Annotated in this window: 16 protein-coding genes and 1 tRNA gene; 5 read left to right on the forward strand and 12 right to left on the reverse strand. The window is 37.8% G+C overall.

Annotated elements, in window-relative coordinates; all coding sequences use genetic code 11:
* Positions 1-14: 14 nt before the first annotated feature.
* Both ybeY and MR041_RS04605 read right to left on the reverse strand, forming a co-directional pair.
* Positions 15-431: an rRNA maturation RNase YbeY gene (ybeY, locus tag MR041_RS04600; RefSeq protein WP_242092409.1), complete on the reverse strand. Its 417-nt coding sequence runs from the start codon at positions 429-431 to the stop codon at positions 15-17.
* On the reverse strand, positions 424-3,819 hold the full coding sequence (locus MR041_RS04605) for a DUF4175 family protein (protein WP_242092410.1): 3,396 nt from the start codon (positions 3,817-3,819) through the stop codon (positions 424-426). The genes ybeY and MR041_RS04605 overlap by 8 nt, the downstream gene beginning before the upstream one ends.
* A gap of 89 nt (positions 3,820-3,908) precedes the next feature.
* Between MR041_RS04605 and gltX the strand changes: the two genes are divergently transcribed.
* Positions 3,909-5,423 carry a glutamate--tRNA ligase gene (gltX, locus tag MR041_RS04610; RefSeq protein WP_242092411.1) on the forward strand — a complete coding sequence of 505 codons (1,515 nt, stop codon included), beginning with the start codon at positions 3,909-3,911 and terminating at the stop codon, positions 5,421-5,423.
* A gap of 84 nt (positions 5,424-5,507) precedes the next feature.
* Here gltX and MR041_RS04615 read toward each other — a convergent pair whose 3' ends face one another.
* Positions 5,508-6,191, reverse strand: a complete 684-nt coding sequence (locus tag MR041_RS04615) for a hypothetical protein (RefSeq protein ID WP_242092412.1) — start codon at positions 6,189-6,191, stop codon at positions 5,508-5,510.
* A gap of 82 nt (positions 6,192-6,273) precedes the next feature.
* On the opposite strand from MR041_RS04615, the gene MR041_RS04620 reads away from it, so the two are divergent.
* Positions 6,274-7,206, forward strand: a complete 933-nt coding sequence (locus tag MR041_RS04620; protein ID WP_242092413.1) for an SPFH domain-containing protein — start codon at positions 6,274-6,276, stop codon at positions 7,204-7,206.
* A gap of 105 nt (positions 7,207-7,311) precedes the next feature.
* Here MR041_RS04620 and MR041_RS04625 read toward each other — a convergent pair whose 3' ends face one another.
* From MR041_RS04625 to MR041_RS04650, 6 genes are all read right to left on the reverse strand, one after another.
* Positions 7,312-7,617, reverse strand: a complete 306-nt coding sequence (locus tag MR041_RS04625) for a hypothetical protein (RefSeq protein WP_242092414.1) — start codon at positions 7,615-7,617, stop codon at positions 7,312-7,314.
* Between the two features lie 106 nt (positions 7,618-7,723).
* On the reverse strand, positions 7,724-8,356 hold the full coding sequence (locus MR041_RS04630) for a response regulator (RefSeq protein WP_242092415.1): 633 nt from the start codon (positions 8,354-8,356) through the stop codon (positions 7,724-7,726).
* Positions 8,343-9,839: an ATP-binding protein gene (locus MR041_RS04635; RefSeq protein ID WP_242092416.1), complete on the reverse strand. Its 1,497-nt coding sequence runs from the start codon at positions 9,837-9,839 to the stop codon at positions 8,343-8,345. Before MR041_RS04635 ends, MR041_RS04630 begins: the two co-directional genes overlap by 14 nt.
* A 206-nt stretch (positions 9,840-10,045) precedes the next feature.
* Complete coding sequence (locus MR041_RS04640; protein ID WP_242092417.1) at positions 10,046-11,209, reverse strand: uS9 family ribosomal protein; 1,164 nt, start codon at positions 11,207-11,209, stop codon at positions 10,046-10,048.
* A 64-nt stretch (positions 11,210-11,273) separates the two neighbouring features.
* A complete protein-coding gene (locus MR041_RS04645) occupies positions 11,274-11,753 on the reverse strand; it encodes a DUF1761 domain-containing protein (RefSeq protein WP_242092418.1) in 480 nt (159 codons plus the stop codon).
* 90 nt (positions 11,754-11,843) lie between these two features.
* Positions 11,844-12,842 carry a phosphoethanolamine transferase gene (locus MR041_RS04650; protein WP_242092419.1) on the reverse strand — a complete coding sequence of 333 codons (999 nt, stop codon included), beginning with the start codon at positions 12,840-12,842 and terminating at the stop codon, positions 11,844-11,846.
* A 52-nt stretch (positions 12,843-12,894) separates the two neighbouring features.
* On the opposite strand from MR041_RS04650, the gene MR041_RS04655 reads away from it, so the two are divergent.
* Positions 12,895-13,092, forward strand: coding sequence for a hypothetical protein (locus MR041_RS04655; RefSeq protein ID WP_242092420.1), 198 nt, complete (start codon positions 12,895-12,897; stop codon positions 13,090-13,092).
* Positions 13,093-13,362: 270 nt separating this feature from the next.
* On the opposite strand, the gene MR041_RS04660 is transcribed toward MR041_RS04655, so the two are convergent.
* Positions 13,363-14,349, reverse strand: coding sequence for an acyltransferase family protein (locus MR041_RS04660; RefSeq protein ID WP_242092421.1), 987 nt, complete (start codon positions 14,347-14,349; stop codon positions 13,363-13,365).
* A 9-nt stretch (positions 14,350-14,358) separates the two neighbouring features.
* Positions 14,359-16,356, reverse strand: coding sequence for a glutamine--tRNA ligase/YqeY domain fusion protein (locus MR041_RS04665; RefSeq protein ID WP_242092422.1), 1,998 nt, complete (start codon positions 16,354-16,356; stop codon positions 14,359-14,361).
* Between the two features lie 99 nt (positions 16,357-16,455).
* On the opposite strand from MR041_RS04665, the gene folB reads away from it, so the two are divergent.
* On the forward strand, positions 16,456-16,830 hold the full coding sequence (gene folB / locus MR041_RS04670) for a dihydroneopterin aldolase (protein WP_242092423.1): 375 nt from the start codon (positions 16,456-16,458) through the stop codon (positions 16,828-16,830).
* Between the two features lie 100 nt (positions 16,831-16,930).
* Positions 16,931-17,001, forward strand: a tRNA-Cys gene (locus tag MR041_RS04675).
* A gap of 105 nt (positions 17,002-17,106) precedes the next feature.
* Here the strand turns inward: MR041_RS04675 and MR041_RS04680 are convergent.
* Entirely contained in the window at positions 17,107-17,787 is a 681-nt protein-coding gene (locus MR041_RS04680) for a LysE family translocator (RefSeq protein WP_242092424.1), read from the reverse strand.
* Positions 17,788-17,858: the final 71 nt, after the last annotated feature.

The following is a 17,858-nucleotide window of genomic DNA, read 5'->3' on the forward strand; positions in this document are numbered from 1 at the left end:
ATATACATCCAATTTCACAATATCTCCAAAACACTTAAATAGTAATCCTCCTTTTCTCTCATTAACTCTATTTCATTTTCTGATTTATCCTTATACCCGCAATAATGAAGTATACCGTGTATCATCACACGACACAGTTCATTATAAAACTCAACATTGTATCTTTTCGCATTGTCTTTTACCCTGTCCACGGAAATATAGATCTCTCCGTGTAGGGTTTTTCCTAACTTATAGTCAAAGCTTATGATGTCCGTGTAGGTATGATGGTTTAGATATTCTACATTTATCTGATACAGATAATCATCATTACAGAACACATAGGTAATATCCCCTTCTTTAAAGCCTTCTGACTTTATACTATCTGTAATCCATCTTGAAATTCGATCCTCGTTTGCTAACCTAAAATCAGTCTCATAAATAAAATCAATCATCTTCTGAATTAAAATAGACTTTAACTTTTCTTTTGTATTCCTGATTCAATGGTAAGGCCTGCCTGTTCAAAATTTCGGTCGAATTAAAGTATTCCCTGGCAGTCGGAATCTGATCCATGATTTGGTTATTAAAAGTATCCCTGTTTGTCTTGGCTTCCCTTTTGTTTTCCACGCCTTGCATAAAGGTGGCATTCTCAAGTTTTAACAATTGGTGCTCCAATTGCATCATCTTCTGAAGTGTTCGGTTTGTAAACCCCCTGTTTAACAACTCCAATTCGACATCTTCCATGTCCTTTAAAATCCTATCCCCAACACCTTTCTTTCCCTGCTTTTCAAGTTGTTCTCTCAAAGCATTACGCAGTTCCTGCTGACGCTGATAAATTTCATATAACATGCCATTCAATAGCTCTTCTGACTCCTTATCTCCGTTTCCTTGTTCAGTATTACCGTTCTCTCCTTGCTCGCCCTCTCTATCTTCTCCATTTTTGTCTCCTTCCTTTCCTTTCTTTTCTGACTGACCCTTCATGTCCTCTTTAAGCCCTTCCTGCATCATTTTATTTAGTTCTTCCTGACTCATAATAATATCAGGTAACTGCATATCTCCCTTTCCCTTACCGGGCGACATACTTAAACTTTCTTGCATATTATCTAAGATGTTACTTAAAAAATCAGCCAAATTATTGGCTGCTGTTATCGCAAACTGCTGTTTGGATACCCCTTGATACAATTGATTTTCAGCCAATAATTCTAAAGCTTTGTCCATATTAAAATAGACTTCGGTTATCTCCTTGTTCACTTGCTCCGAAATTTTAGGTTGTCGTAAGGACAAGGCAAAAAGACTATCGTCAATATGTTCAAAATGTTCTTTCAAGTCATTTTGCTTTCGCAAATAGGACGCGTATTTATTATGATTTATTTCAATTCCCTTAAACCGATCCATCAATGCCTCTTCGTCAAAAGAAAATACCACAAGATTATCTAAAATCTGCCTGAGCATTTCCATGTCCTCCTGCATTTGCTCGCCACCACCCATTTGCATTGCACCTTGCATTTTTTGACTCATTTGTTTCATCTTCTGTCCAGCCTTCTTCTGGCTTTCCTTAACATTGTTAAGTTGTTCTTCCTCCTGTTCGGCACCATCTTCTTTCTGATCTCCTTCTTCTGCATCAGAACCCTTTGGATCCATTTCCTCTAACTGATCAGTTGCTTTCTTTTGTTCCTTATCCACTTCATTTTCATCCAGTTTATCTCTTGGTATATCCATCGGCTTTTTTAGCTTAGAATTCTCCTCCTCCAGTTCATCCAAATCATTTTTATAGTTCTCAAATCGTTCGTTGAGATCTTCTTGCTTCTCCTTTGTGTTTTCCTCTTTCGATGTTTTGGATAAATTCTCTTGTTCTTCACCTAAGCGCTGCAAATCATCATTTAACTTTTCGAATTTCTTTTCTACATAAAACCGTTTCATCAATTCCAATAACTGATTTAAACTTCGCTTTTTATTTTTATTCTGCTTTGCGAGTTCTTCCAATTTATCAACCAGTTGCTCCTGATTAATTTTATCCTGAAGCTTTCTTAATTCTTCCAACAGTTTTTCATCTTCTTCTAACTGTTTCTCATTCTCCTCCAACCGTTTCTTTAAATCCTCATTAAACTGATCCGGCTCTTCACTATTATTCTGAAAATCTTCTAAATTATCCTTTAGTTTCTTATTGAAATTCTTCATCATTTCGTCCTGCTGCTGTTGCCGTTTTAAAAATGATTCTAACTTCTTTCGATCACTAAAATTTAAAATCGACTTTTCCTTCTGTGTCTTGGTCAACTCCTTGAGACGTTCTTCCTGCTTCTTATAACCATTCAACGAATTGTTCATATCTTCTATCGTCTCATTTTGTTGCTTTAAGTCCCTTTGCGTTTCCTCCTCCCGGGTTCGCTTTCTATAATAAAACGTTTTGCTCTTAGAACTTTTAATGTTGTTTACCTTATCATTGTCAAACACTTGAAAATAGAGTTCATAAGGCAGGCCTTCCATGACATCCTGGTTATTTGGGAAAGCCGACACAAACTGCGCTACATTGGAAGCAGGTATATCTATATTCACTTTCTTCTTGCGTTCCTCTTCACCTTGAGGATAATACACCAACAGTAATTTTGACAACCCATAATCATCACTTGCCTGTCCATAAAAATACATCGATTGCTGATCGAGGGTGTCCGTTTCGACCTTGATCCTTAGCTCCGGGTATTCATCTTTGACAACGTTTATTTTAAAGCTCAGGTTTTCATAATTGTTGACATTCTCATTACTCGTACTGATGGTATAGGGCATGTTTCTATAGACCTTCTTCGATGCAGAAAATGCGTTATCGTCGATCATTGAAAAATTAAAACTATCCTTGGCATAGAGGTGTACTTCATCAGTCGATTTGGTTTTTATATTCCAGTTGATATTCGTCCCTTCCGGAACAATAACATTACCGGTGTTTTTAATGGTCTCGTCCTTCTTCTTGGTGTGGGTTGGGTAAGTCAGATCCATTTCAAAACTTACCATAGAAGGTACTTCAACAACGTATAACTGATATGGGCGCGACCGTAATCCATTGGCCTCAAGTTGAAATTCTATAGAGGCCTTTGGTTTGGTAAATACATACTCAAATTCTGATGCACCAGTTTTCTGCAAAAAATAAGATTCATTATTAAATTGAATCTGAACATTATCAGGGACAATTTCTCCAATGGTTTTTACCTTAAGTTTGTAATCTTTATTCTCTAAGGTCCTTAACGCTTCATCTTCAAGAAAAAAATGAAAGGGAGCCGGCGGTTCAAAAGGCGTTCTGTAATGCACCACACGGGTATAGCTTTCACTAAACCAACTGAAATTCCCAAAAAGGATACTCAGTAAAAGAATAGCCACAGGTATAGCGACGTACTTTAAGTATTTCAGGTTTTTTCTAAAATCTATTGCCAGCCTGAAGGGAATAGGCTTCAATTCAATCGATTTCTGTTCAATACTGGCCAATAACAATTCAGACTTCACAACAGACTGGTTCAGTTGTAATACATTGAGCAATTTGTCATTAACTTCAGGGAAGTGGCGCCCAATAATCCTCGACGCTGCCTGGTGATTTATGCCTTTTTTGATCTTAAAAAGTCGGGCCAGAGGCATCACAATAAATTTACCCAATAACAACAGCTCCACTGAAACAAACATCCAAAACAAAATCGTCCGTGCGGTGGGATTTAACCACAAAGTATACTCCAAAAAAAGTATAAACATTAAATACAACAACCCAATGGCAACAAACAACATGCTGCCTTTAAGCAGTTCGTTGATATAATACTTCCGAACAAATTGCTCTAACTTTTTTAATATGTTGCTGAAATTGGTCATCCTTAAATACAATCACACTAAACTACAATTTTATTTAGTACTTGGTATATAATAATGTGTTAATTGTATCTTTGGAAAAAATATCAAAAATGACCAAGAATGTACGCGTGCGATTTGCGCCCAGTCCTACAGGACCATTACATATCGGCGGTGTACGGACTGCTCTGTTCAACTACCTCTTTGCCAAAAAACATCACGGAACATTTGTCCTTAGAATTGAAGATACGGATCGTAGCCGTTACGTTAAAGGCGCCGAAAACTACATTGTTGAGTCTTTGAACTGGTGCGGTATTCCTTTTGACGAGGGCCCGGGTAAAAACGAAAAATTTGGTCCTTACAGACAAAGTGCCAGAAAAGAATTGTACAAACAATATGCGGATGCCTTGATTGCCTCCGGTCATGCCTATTATGCGTTCGACACGCCCGAGTCTCTGGATGCTCATAGAAAGGATCACGAAAGCAAAGGAAAAACGTTCATATACAACTGGCACAATCGTCAAAAATTAGTCAACTCCTTAACCTTAAGTCCTAAAGAAACCCAAGCCAGGCTCGAGGATCGTGAGCATTATGTTATCAGGTTTAAGTCGCCAAAGAACAAAACCCTGATGCTTAAAGACATGATCAGAGGTGACATAAAAATCGACTCCAATATATTAGACGATAAAATCCTCTTTAAAAGCGATGGTATGCCTACCTATCATTTGGCGAACGTCGTTGACGATCATTTCATGGAGATTACCCATGTTATAAGGGGAGAGGAGTGGCTGCCGTCTTTGGCATTGCATTACCTGTTATACGATGCGTTTTCATGGGACGTCCCACATTTTGCACATTTACCATTGATCTTAAAACCAACCGGTAAAGGCAAATTAAGTAAGCGCGATGGCGATAAATTAAATTTTCCAGTCTTCCCAATAGAATGGGAAGATCCTAAAACTCATGAGGTTTCAAGAGGCTACAAAGAGGACGGCTATTTTTCGGAAGCTGTTGTTAACTTTTTAGCTTTTTTAGGATGGAACCCTGGCACCGAGCAGGAAATTTTCAGTTTGGAAGAGCTTGTTGAGGCGTTTGACTTAAAACGGGTGAATAAGGCAGGGGCGCGTTTTGACCCGGACAAAATAAAATGGTTCAATCATCATTACATGCAACAACAGTCGAACGCGGTACTGGCTGAATCCTTTAAATCACAATACGACGCACTCAATGATATTGATATAAACTACATTGCACTTGTTGTGGGACTGGTTAAGGAACGCGCTACGTTTATTAGTGATTTTTGGGACTTAAGTTTCTATTTCTTTCAGGCCCCTAAACAATATGATGAAAAAGCGGTAAAAAAGGCGTTTAAGGAAGATACCCCCGACGTAATGACACAATTGCTCGATTTAATAAGCGCCATTGATGAATATACGTCTAAAAACCTTCAAATAACCATCAAAAGCTGGATAACCAGTAACGAAATGGGGTTCGGAAAAATAATGATGCCATTGCGATTAGCCCTGGTAGGCGCCTTGCAAGGTCCTGACGTATTTGAAATCATGTTTCTCATAGGCAAAACCGAAACCGTTAGCAGGATAAAAACAATGATCAACAAGTTAAAATAGGTCAGCAAGCCAACGAAGTTTAATAAGGAAGAGACGTTGCCTTAATCCCATTAAACCCAACACCTTATAGGCTTTGCTGTTTTATTAAAACGAAATCATCGCTCCGAAAACCAACATGGATTGATTCCCCTTAAAGCGCTCATCCCCGCCTGTTGTATCGAGATTCTGGTCTTCTAGTTTTTTTAACATGTTTGTAAACCCGTAAATATATTGGGCCTTTAATCTAAAAAATCCATATCCTATTGAAGCCCCAATCAGACCATTGAAGTTAAATTGTGATATGGAACTGATATCTTCCGCCTTCAGGTTGTCATAATTATTAATGAAGTAGTCCTTTTGATCGTCGTCCTCCAGTTCCAATTTCCCATTGTATTGTATCATGGGTCCCGCATCAATCGTCAAATGACTACCAATCAATTTAATATGTCCCAGTAAGGCCAACTGCGCAGCAAACAATTTGTATTTTATTAATTCCTGTCCCTGTCCGGACGATGTGGCTCTACCTTCTATATTGATATAATTTTCCGAAAGCTGCATCCCATAACTCATGTTGTACCATCTGTGCGGGATATCCACCGTTGCAGAGGCACCAAATAAGAACCCGTTGTCCTGTTTCGTGATAAAATTATCGGTTTCAATATCAAATTGTGTGAGTGCCCCGAAAACACCTATGCCATTGGTTATGTTGTACGTTTTATGTTGTGCAAAACTTTTTGTAACAAAAACTAGTAATCCCACTACTAATAGTGTACGAAGTTTATATTTCATATGCTATGAATTGGTTTGAATACCGATCAAATATAGTATAAATTTTGTATCTTAATTTTTTAATCCTCATTAAACATTTATTATGAACTATCTTTTCTTTCCCATTGTTATTTTATTGGGGCTCATCATTTTAGTTACAGCCTTTTTTATAGTTAAACAACAAACAGCGGCAGTTATTGAGCGTTTTGGACGTTTTCAAAGTATTCGTCATTCCGGATTACAGATGAAAATTCCTTTAGTCGATAGAATTGCGGGTAAATTAAGCCTTAAAATACAGCAATTGGACGTGTTGGTTGAAACCAAAACTTTGGATGATGTATTTGTCCGCTTAAAAGTATCCGTCCAGTACAAGGTTATCCGTGACAAGGTGTATGACGCATTTTATAAATTGGACTATCCTCACGACCAAATTACCAGCTATGTGTTTGATGTGGTTCGTGCTGAAGTCCCGAAAATGAAGTTGGATGATGTGTTCGTCAAGAAGGACGATATCGCCATTGCTGTAAAAGCAGAGTTGAACGATGCCATGCTCGATTACGGTTATGATATTATTAAGACCCTTGTAACAGATATCGACCCCGATGCTCAGGTTAAATCAGCAATGAACCGTATTAATGCTGCTGAACGTGAAAAAATAGCTGCACAATATGAAGGTGATGCCCAACGGATATTAATCGTTGAAAAGGCAAAAGCTGAAGCTGAAAGTAAGCGGCTACAAGGACAGGGAATTGCCGATCAACGACGTGAAATTGCGCGAGGTCTGGAGGAGTCAGTAGAGGTATTGAACCGAGTAGGGATCAACAGTCAGGAGGCCTCGGCATTAATTGTGGTTACACAACATTACGACACCCTTCAGTCATTGGGTGAAGAAACGAACAGTAACCTCATTTTATTGCCAAATGCACCACAAGCCGGCAGTAATATGTTGAACGATATGGTGGCGAGCTTTACAGCCAGTAATCAGATAGGAGAGGCTATGAAACAAGCCAAGAATAATCCGCCAAAAGAGACCTGATCAGATTGCGCGCACAAGTTTAACTGTTCAGTTATAACATGCACTCGAAAAGGGATAAAAAAAACCAGCCTAAAGCTTTAGGCTGGTTTTTTTATTTGGCAGCCATTATCGCCCTGTTTTGCGCCAAGGCTTATAATTTTTGTAGGCCGGTCCCCTAAGCTTTGAACGTTCTGAACCAAATACAACAGCCGTATATTTTACTTCCCCCTTCTCATCCCAGGGCTTTCTGTTCTTATAGGCAGGTCCAATTAATTTTTCTTGCTTTTCTAGTGTATAAACCACTACCGGTTCGGTCTTATTTAACCAAGGTTTATAGTTCTTGTAAGCCGGTCCTTTTAGCTCGTTTCTGTTTTGAGCCATCAGACCCATGGACATTAAACCAGCAACTAAACATAAAATCAGATTTCTCATATGACCATTCGTTTTAATTTTGGTGTAAAATTAAGCACGAACATGAGTGCATAACCCTATGAGAAATCACCTAATTTGCATCCGTATAAATACGGATTAGCCGCTACTAAATAAACTTCAGTGTAACCGCCTTTTTAATAAGTTCCGCTGTATTTTTAACATTAAGCTTTTTAAGTATGTTGGCGCGATGGGATTCTATGGTTCTCGAACTCACATACAGTTTTACTGCAATTTCCTTAGTAGTCAATCCCTTTGATATCAGTTCTAATACTTCATGTTCTTTTTTTGAGAGCATAGCGTTGCTCACCGGATGTTCCGACATAAAATTGATCATCTTCTCTGAAATATTTTGATTGAAATATTTCTTTCCCTTACGCACTGTTCTCACAGCCTTTAACAACTCTTCCTGATCGGTATTCTTTAAAAGATAGCCGTAAGCCCCCATTTTGGCACATTTCGCAATATAATTACCCTCATCATGCATTGAAATTACAATTGGTTTAATTTGACTGCTTACGTGTTTTAATTGCCTTAAAGCTTCAAAGCCATCCATGTTTGGCATGGTTATATCCAATAAAACAATGTCAATGTCTTGATGCCCGTTAATAAATTCGATCAATTCAACTCCATCACTCACACAGTTTACGACTTCTATATCGTTATGTCTTTTTAAAAGCTCTTCAAGGCCATTTCTAAAGAGCTCATGATCATCCGCAATAATGAGTCTAATTTTTTCCATTTTCTATTGGTAACTCGATTATAAAAGTTGTATTGCCTGGCTTAGAGTTTATCTCGATTGTGCCGTTACATAGTTCCACACGTTCTTTTATATTGATTATGCCAGAACCCAAATTTACATTGTTAAGATCAAACCCAATACCATCATCAAAATAAAAAAGTGAGATAAAATCATCAAATTCAGACAGGGTGACTCTAATATTTTTTGCCATCGCATGTTTTAAGCTATTGTTTGTGAGTTCCTGACATATTCTAAAAAGATTAATTTCCTGATCCTTGGTAATTCTGCTCTGCTCTGGTTTTAATAAATCTTCAAAGGCAATTGACGTCTCAGTAGATTTTCGCATCTGATCAAAAAAATTACTTAGCGCTACCCCTACTCCAAAATCATCTATCGTCGAAGGCATTAAGGCATTCGACATAAGCCGGACCTCCGAAATGGTTTCGTCCGCCAATTTTTTCATTTCCTGTTGTAAGGCCTTATCCTCTACTTTGTTCTCAATATAAATCCTTAAAGATGTTAAAAGGGGGCCTATCCCATCATGCAGTTCACGGGAGAGGCGACGTCTTTCATTTTCGAGTCCATCCAATAGTTGGCGTTTGGTTCGCATGCTCTGGGTCGTCTCACTGTTTCTAAATTCAATAAGTTTGTCCCGCATTTTTATTAAACTATTTCCGAGTGCATCGTTTTTACTTTTTGGACTGTAGTTGGTGTTTAAATTCATTTCACCGATCTTCTTTGAGAAGTCCACAGCACCTTGTAATGACTTCTTTAAAAGATTCAAGGCTTCATACATTTCTTTTATTTCATCAGAATTTTTTGAATAGGTATCCGTACCATCATAGTTGCCCTGCGCCATGACTTTAAGACTCTTTTTCATCTTTATTATAGGGTCTGCAATAATCTTGGTTAAAAACAAGGACAGAAAAATAGCTATTAGCATAATAAGCAACAGCAGAATTAAAAGCCGTCGTTTTAAGCTTTTCAAAGGCGCCTCAACTTCGTCCTTATCTATTTCGGAAAGAATAGTCAATTTCAAATTTGAAAGTTCAATAAGGCTATAAACGCCATAGACATCAATGTTCCTGTAATCCTTGTAAATTCCTTTACCGGATTTGGAGTTCAAGGCATTGCGAACACCCTCCGTTCTCACCATGATATCTGTTGGAGACACATCTTCAAGAAATCGGGATTGCGTTCGCATTCTAAAATCCTCACCAACTAAATAGGACTCCCCCGTATTGCCCATTCCGGTTCGTTCTAAAAGCACATCCATAACCTTTTCGTAATCCACCATCTTTATAACAGATGCACTGTCTTTAATGCTTACCAAGGCAATGGCCAATTCTTTATGCTCTAAAAACGAAGTGAAATCATATATCCCGGGCTGCGTAATCTTCTTCGGTAAATTAATATGTAAACTATCTTCAGGTAATTTGGTGTTGGAATTGTTGACGAACTCCTGCCATTCGGATTGAATCAACTTTTCCAGCTGATTCTCTTTTAAGGTTTTTATAGAATTGAGCTGTTGAAGGATTCGGTTCTTTAAAACGTCCGAAAACTGGTTATAAAACGTGATTGACAGCAGTACGGCTACGAAAAAAACAAGGCTGTTAATGATTACTAATATGAGTGACTTTAAGCTAATCTCTATTAATTATTACAGTTTGTGAAATTACAAAGATAGGATTAATTGGTCTCTTTGAAAGGATGGCGTTCTTCCCAACTCTGTGCGGGATTCATAAGTTTAAACACCGGATATAAAATGGCATTTAAAAAAGGATTTGTATGCTTCAAATACATCACCATGGGTTCCGGTTTCGCGCCTACTGAACTCTTTATCGCCATCGCAGTTCTGGCATATACGATGGTATCAAATCGATTCTCAATACCAAACTGTAGCATATCATACAACATATTCAGGTAAAGCTGATTTGAATACTGATGTTTGCTGTCATATCCCAGAAAATACGTTTCTAAATCCTTCCCGTTCAAAATAAGGGTGTAAAACCCGACGAGCACATCATTTAAATAGTAACCATAGACCTTAAACTTGTCCTTTAATTTTAGCTTCAGTTCATAAAAATGGTTCTGAGGTAAAATAAAGGTGTTAAATCGGGCGTTGTCCGAAACATTGAGATACAATTCGTGCATCCATTTTGAACACCCTTGAGTCGTATTTAAATCAAGCTCCTTCGTAACAATTCCGTTTAGTTTCCTTCTGGCCCGTCTGTATCGATCCCTGTATTTCTTTTTTAAAGATCCAATATAATCGTTCATGGTGTGCCAGTTTTCAGGTAATAGCATCATCATATTGGGCTGCACTCTCACTTCATGTAGGTTTTTAGAAGTAAAAAACGTTCTGTTTCTGAAAATGGGGTCTTCAATAAAGAAATCTTTCAGCACAACAGCTCTAATCCGCTTTCCATAGGTTTTTAGTATGTTCTCTGTTAAGACCTCAACGCCCTTAAATAGTAAATCGAAGAATTCTGATGGTGCTATCTTATTTTGATCATAATAAAGTGCATGTTGACCTGTATGGGTTAAATTGCCAACGACTAGGACATTACCCTTTAATATTCTCGATACAAGGTCTCTAAAAAACTCTTTTAATCGTGATCTCGCCGCTTTTCTAAACATGTCCCTAAGATACAACTGGGCCCGTTGTATTACGACCATACCCACGAGGGCATCATTTTCCATTACCCCGATATAGAACCACTGGATATTGTCGGGTGCCACATTTTCTAATGCCTCCAAATACTTTGATTGTAAAAAAATATCATGAGCAACAAGAGCATCCCAGTTAGCCGGAAACTCTTTAAATGAATTAAAAATGCGAAACGTTTTCAATACCAAAAAAAAGACTGAAATTAAATTACCTCAGTCTTTATCTCTATTTAAAAATTACAAAATGTTAATGCCATCCACAGATAATCGCACCCATAACACCCAGGGTAACGACCCAGTAACCACTGTTTACAAGAATGTACTTGGCACCCTTTCGTTCAAACAGCGCATTGGTGCCTAAAATAGGCAGGGCGATAAAAATACCGGCTAAAACACCGTGAAAAGCACCATGCTTAAAGGTTCTAAACTCATTTGTGTAATCCGCCATAAAGGCATCATAAGACGGTAATACCCCGAGCTCACCCTGAACTAGACTGTAAGCCCCCATTTGATGAATAACCATTGGCATAATGGACATGGCCAAAAGAAATGCAAAAATTAAGGCCATAATAAAAATTTTGGCCATATTCCCGCCTTTTATCTTTTCTTCAGTCATGTCTGCTGCCTGCATCCATGCCGTACCAAATACCTTAGGATTGTACCAAATAAATCCGACAACAAGAGCAGAAACAGCTGCAGCTAAAATTGCTAAAAAATTAATTTCCATAATAGTTAAAATGATTAGTTAGTACATAAATGTAGTTAAAAAACTTATAACTAGATTGTTTTTAACATTAAGTAAAACATCAAATCATCTCTATTTCTTGGTAAAGATACTTTGAGTGTTATCGTAATTTAATCCCTTAATTTCAATTAAGTCTAACAGGCTATAATATAAAATATCCGTAGTATAATGATTGTAATTATTATTGGATAACGCTTCAACCTTTAAAGGGTATATTTCTTTAAATCTATTTGAATACCAAACAAACATTGCCGGATTTCTACTAGCCTCATCATTTTGCGCGTGAAGCCATTTACCGTTTTCTCCTAAAATCTCTCCATGATCCGAAAGATAAATCAATATACTAGGCACATTACAGTCCTGCAATATTTTAATTATTTCATTAATAAGATGGTCTAAATACACTACGGTATTATCGTATGAGTTTATAATGTCTTCGCCGTTTAAAGACGGAATATGTTTTGAGTTGATTACTGGCCTAAATTGTCTTATACTTTCAGGGTATCTGTTCTCATACCACCAATGACTGCCCATCATGTGTAACGTATACAAGCCCCTTGCTTTCGCTTCATTAACACTATTCTTAAACGGTTTTAACAATTGTTCATCCAAAGCCTTCCTGAAACTATACACAGATCTCAAACTGTCTATTAACAACACCTTATTATTGGTATCAACAATACTCTTATAACTCTTTTCTAATTCTTGATTTCCAATCCAAATGGTATAATACCCACTGCGGTTAAATACATCAAATATTGAAGTAATATTATTAAGATTATTAGTGTCGACACTCGCATCTGTTAGTATTCTTGGCAAGCTCGACCCTGTATAAGTGTGTGGTGTATAAATATTACTATAGCTAACCACATTCTTATTTCTAACCAAATAAGGTGTCGTTTCTTTAGCATATCCATTTAACTGCAGGTGATCTGCTCGGACAGATTCACCAAGTACTAAGACAATATTCAAACTATCTTTCAGTGCGGTTATGGTTTCTGGTACTGAATTAAACACATAATCAACTTTTTTGTAGTATTCAGTAACACCATAAATAACACTGTATGGCAATCTGCTTTTTAGGGTATTAGGGCGAATATTCTCTATTAAAAAAAACGTTGAAATGGACGCTAAGGATATCGTGAAGAAAGGCAAATTTCCCTTAAAAGGAATTTTTTTGAAAACCCAGCCAATTACAACTAACAAAGCGACCAGCAACAACATAAACATTAGGTATGGAAAAGACAACAGGTCGACAACAATGGAGGGTTTTGTCTCTATAACCGCATGGATCAAAGAATTTGTAACTGAAATATCTTGAGTATAAACCCAATATGAAAATAGGCAAAGAATGAAAAAAATAGGCATAAAAACCAACATAAACAACCATTTATTCATTGTTGTTAAGTAAATGTATCCAGCAATCGAAAACTGCAACAAAACAACATGAACTATGTACATAAAATGGTCCTTGACCCCTGATAAAGGGATGTTCCAATATGAAGATAGTGTTATACAAAAAACAAATAATACATTTAATGATACATTAAACACTATTTGATTTCTATATTTTAGAAAAAAAGTATAAAATCTATTTCTTAACCTTTCCATTCAATATTGGCATGTACTTGTTAATTAATAACACGATTGGTAAAAGAAGTAAAATCTGTAAAAAAACAAGGCCCAATTTTATGTGTTCACTAAAATTGAAAAGGGTTATTCCAATACCAACCAGAGCTAATTTTATCACAGTTAACGCTCTTAAGTGAAGTGCTAAAATCGGTATTGTATTTCTTCCCAAAAAAGCAAAGCCTGTTTTCATACGGAAAATTTTAAAAAATAAAAGAACAAAAAAGCAGCCGGCTAACCCACTGATTAAAAACAATATTATATTGCCATAATCAGACCTATACATATCTACTTTGGAATTAATTAAACCTGATATCAAGCTCAACATCAAGCAGAGCAATAAAACCCCAATTGATTTTATTCCCCGTTGAGCTGTTATCAATTTATTCTTCAAAACAAAACCCAATCCATAAAAAAATAATGAGACACAAGCGACATCAAAACTCCAAGGAAGATTAACCTCAAAAAAAACAGGATAACTAACACCAAAGAGCAACAAAATAATAAATACTATGTATTGGATATACCTGTTATTTATTTCGAGAATTAAAGAGAACAATAAAAATGACAAAAAAATGCACGGCAAAAACCACATTGGTATACCCCAATCCATGAACTGAATACCACCCTGGGCATAGAAAACGCCTAAAAATTCCTTTAAAGGATCTAAATCATAAGTTTTACTGTTTCCATAATGCCTTCCAATAAGAAACCAAAAACCATATAACATAAAACTCCATGCAAAATAAGGAATTATAATACATTTGGCACGATGTATTATCTTCTCTAAATCAACCTTTTTAGGATGAAACATCCCCGCAATAAAAAAAAACAAGGGAACATGAAAACTATATATATAGGATTCAATAATTGGAAAGTTATGTCCATAGATCACAAGAAAAATTCCCAAACCTCTAGCTTGATCTACCCATCTATATCTATGGTCCATTTAGCTTATTTAAAGGTTACTTGCCACATTACGAAGCTCATTATTGATATCAATTAACGCTGTTGAAATAAACTTATCAATCTCTACATTTCGCTCCAAACCTTGATTCAGTAACACCTTGAGTGTTATCGCAACGGCAATACGGGTTCCCACTTTTTTTACCGCCGTATGAAACAAGGGGGCCAATTCGGCATAACTCACATCTTTAGCCAGTTTCTCAATTTCGGCCTTTACTTTCTGCTGCTTTGCCTCCGGTAAATTTGTATACTTCTTGCCTAACTGCTGAATCACATCTATCGCTTTGCGCTTTGGAGGTTGCGGTTGTTGTTTGTTTGCCGGAGGGTTTTGTTTTGTCTTAACGGACTGTTTTGCCCAGGTATCCCGCAGACCTACCGTCTTATTAAACACCAAATGTTGCGGAGTCGAATCATCATCCACATTGAAATACCCCAAACGTTGAAATTGATAGCGCTCACCTACAGTAGCTCCTTCTAAACTCGGTTCAACATAAGCCTGTATCGTCCTTAAGGAATTCGGATTTAAAAACGCCGTAAAATCTTTGTCCTGATGACTGTCCGGTGCTTCATCCATAAACAACCTGTCGTATTCCCTGACTTCAGCTTTGATGGCATGCACAATAGAGACCCAATGCAACGTGCCCTTCACTTTCCTGGCGGTATCTTCTGAATAGGTACAGTGAATCTCTTCAACATGTCCTTCACTATCCTTTACAACATTTTCTGCCTTAATAATATAAGCATTCTTTAGCCGAACCTCTCCGCCCAACTTCAACCTGAAGAATTTGCTGCCCGCTTCCTCTTTAAAATCCTCCCGCTCGATGTAGAGTTCACGCGTAAAGGGTACTTTTCTATAACCTGCAGTGTCGTCCTCCTGGTTGTTCTCTGCATCCAACCACTCGACCTTGTCCTCGGGGTAATTTGTAATCACCAGTTTCACAGGATTCAACACTGCCATGACCCTGGGAGCCACCTTATTCAAATCCTCGCGAACACAAAACTCTAAGAGCGATACATCGATGACGTTATCGCGTTTGGCGACACCGACGGTCTCAACGAACTTTTTAATCGCATTTGGCGTATATCCCCTTCTCCTGATTCCTGAAATTGTAGGCATTCTGGGATCATCCCATCCGTTTACCACACCTTCCTCCACAAGTTTGAGCAACTTCCGTTTGCTCATAATCGTGTAGCTTAAATTTAAACGGGCAAATTCGCGCTGCTTAGGTCTTAACTTGTCTGAGTCGACCACCTGGTCCAAAAACCAATCGTAAAGCTCTCTGTGAGGCTTAAATTCCAGGGAACACAAGGAATGTGAAATTTGTTCAATGTAGTCACTTTCTCCATGGGTCCAATCATACATCGGGTAAACACACCAATCACTCCCGGTTCTGTGATGCTCTTTATGAATCACACGATACATTATAGGATCACGCATCAGCATATTCGGGTGTTTCATATCTATTTTTGCTCTCAAAATATGTTCGCCTTCTTCAAATTCTCCGTTCTTCATACGCTCAAAGAGATCCAGGTTTTCAGCAACGCTCCGATTCCTGAACGGGCTGTCCGTTCCGGCTTGTGTCGGTGTTCCTTTTTGTTCCGCCATGGCCTCACTGGATTGCGAATCCACATAGGCCTTGCCCTTCTTTATAAGCTCGACTGCCCAATCATAAAGGGTTTGAAAATAATCGGAGCTATACAGCTCCTGATCCCATGTGTAGCCCAGCCATGCAATATCTTCTTTTATGGCGTCGACATACTCCTGTTCTTCCTTCACCGGATTCGTATCGTCATATCTTAGGTTCACAGGGGCATTGTACTGTTCACCTAAACCGAAACTTATTCCAATAGCCTTGGTATGTCCGATATGTAAATACCCATTCGGCTCCGGTGGAAATCTAAAACGCAACTTATCTTTTGGCAACCCATTGGCTAAATCCTCTTCTATGATTTGCTCAATGAAATTTAATGACTTTCTTTCTTCTGACATAACATTGAAATCTCCAAAAATTAGTAATTGGAAACTCTCGTAATTAAACGAAAATTATTGCGCAAAATTAGGTAATTTTACCGACTTAAATGAGATTCCATGGGAATTATAAAAGTCGAAAATATTCGTGTGTTTGCCTACCACGGCTGTCTGAAGGAAGAGGCTAAAATTGGAAGCGACTACCGGGTTGATTTAAAAGTGAAGGCGAATTTACAGCCATCGGCTAAAAGTGATCAATTAAAGGACACGGTCGATTACGTCTTTTTAAATCGGATTATAAAGGAAGAAATGAACCAGCCTTCGCATTTGCTCGAAACGGTTTGCAGACGGATATTAGACCGTATTTTCAAGGAGGTCGATTTGGTGTCAAAAGCCACTGTCAGGGTGAGCAAACTCAACCCTCCGATCGGTGGCGATGTGCAACAGGTGACGGTAAAAATGAAGGATAAGCGAAAAAAGGCTAATACCGATTAAAAGCTGTTATTTTTTTTTACATTTGCACTGGATTCCTCTTAAAAAAGGAATCCAATTTAAAAAAACATCAAAGCAGGCTTTGATGTGTTTTTTTTCAAATGGCGTCATGGCCGAGTGGCTAGGCAGAGGTCTGCAAAACCTTCTACAGCGGTTCGAATCCGCTTGACGCCTCAAAAGAGTTACCGGGATTCAAATGTCAGGCTGAGCGCCCGCCTGCTGACGGGCAGGCAGTCGAAGCCTCTTTGAATCCCGGTATGCTTTTTAGCTCCTATACCGCTATTTTAGTGGTTTTATATTTTCCAGCTTTTCAATGTTTTTCTCATAGGTCTTTGGAAAGACCCCTTGCACCAACAACAAGACACCAAACCCTAAAATGACCATGGCAATTATTTTTTTTGCCTTGAATATGAGCCTTGGTGTTAGTTGTGCTCTTAACTTCTTAGCAATTAAAATCTTAAAGACATCGGTTATAAAATAGGTGAATAACATGGAAATAATAAATATGAGTTCCCCGTTTTCGGAACTGGTCAGGGAATCGCCCAAAACAATAAAGCCTAGCCAACCCAACAAGACGCCTATATTGATGAAATTGAGTAAAAATCCCTTAACAAATAGCTTACCATAGTCTTTTTGTATTTCAATCTTATGATATTCCTTAACGATGGCCCTGAAGGACTGTGAGGTCCGTATAAAGGAAATCACACCATATACAACCAATAATACCCCTCCAAAAATTAAAAAATTGGGATCGTTACTTATTTTTCCGCGCAGATTGTTCGTGCTGTAAAAGGCGATGAGAATAAAGATGATATCCGCCATAATGACGCCCAAATCGAAAATTAAAGCGCTTCTAAAGCCTTTGGTGGCACCGGTTTCCAATAACACGAAGAACACTGGGCCAATGGTAAAAGCCAGAATAATACCAAAAGGAACCGCTGTTAAAATATCATCTAACATTTTTATTTTACAAAACGTATAGCAAATTAAGTAATATATGACAAAACAAAAAGGGGTGCCCTCAATAAAAG

This window comes from Aestuariivivens sediminicola (assembly GCF_022662015.1).
In the GTDB taxonomy this organism is placed as follows: Bacteria; Bacteroidota; Bacteroidia; order Flavobacteriales; family Flavobacteriaceae; genus Aestuariivivens; species Aestuariivivens sediminicola.